At 67.1% G+C, this 1,146-nt stretch carries 1 pseudogene; it reads left to right on the top strand.

What is annotated here, in order from left to right:
- Positions 1-1,146: pseudogene (locus tag MOV74_RS38680) on the top strand (negative regulator of septation ring formation); the annotation flags it as partial.

Here is a 1,146-nt window from a genome sequence, read left to right as displayed (position 1 = left end):
ATCGAGCGCACGCTGACCGCCGTCGGCGCCGACACCGCCTCGACCATCCTCAACAGCGCACGCGAGGCCCAGACCTCGCTGACCTCGACCTCCGCGGACGCCGCGAGCCAGATCCGCACGATCTCGACCGAGATCGAGCGCACCCTGAGCGCGGCCACCGCGAACGCGACCAACGACATCCAGACCAGCGCGCTCAACGCCCAGAACGCGCTGATCACGGCCTCCAACGAGGCGAGCTCGCGGGTCAAGTCGAGCTCGTCCGACGTCGAGCGTTCGGTGCTCGCCGCCAGCTCCAGCTTCGGCCAGGCCATGACCGGCAAGACCGACGAGATCGTCACCTATGTGCAGCAGCAGGCCGACCGGCTGTCGAACATGATCGACGCCAAGCGCGGTGCGCTGGTCGATGCGATCGGCTCGAAGACCAGCCAGCTCACGCTCGACATCGACCGCGTCACCTCCGACGCGCTGAAATCGATCGAGACGCGCGGCCAGGCCTTCTCGCAGACCATGATGGGCAACGGCTCGGAAGTCGCCCGCACCATCAACGCGGCGAGCGAGATCGCCACCAGCGCGGTCGGCAAGTCGCTCAAGGACCTCGAGCAGTCCTCGCGTTCCGCGATCGACCAATCGCGCCAGGTCTCGATCGCGGCCGTCACCGAGATGCAGGAGACCAGCAAGATCCTGCGCACCGACACGGTGGCGCTGTTCGAGCGCCTGCGCGAAGGCAACATCCTGCTCCAGGAGGTGTTGACCGGTGCGCACGACAACCTCAACTCGCTCGAGCGGGCGCTGGTGACGCGCGTCGCCGACTTCGTCTCGGCGATGAACGACGTCACCTCACGCAACGGCGCGGCGACGCAGAACCTGGAAGAGCAGCTCAACGTCTTCAACAGCAAGACCACGAAGGCGCTCCAGGATCTCGGCGAGTTGTCGACCCAGTTCGATGCGCACGGCAAGGCGCTGGTCGACGCCGCGCAGGTCGTCGAGCAGAGCAACAAGAACACCACCGCCTCGCTTGCCGAGCGCAAGCAGGCGCTGGAATCGCTCGTCACCACGATCGATCTGCGCACCGCCGACCTCGACCAGCGGCTGTCGCGCTTCACCGGCCTGCTCGATGAATCGCTGGCAGCGGCCGAGGAGCGCGCC

This window comes from Bradyrhizobium sp. SHOUNA76, assembly GCF_023006445.1.
Classification (GTDB): Bacteria; Pseudomonadota; Alphaproteobacteria; order Rhizobiales; family Xanthobacteraceae; genus Bradyrhizobium.
Note: the sequence above shows the minus strand (reverse complement) of the source record. Positions and strands in the feature narration are given on the sequence as shown.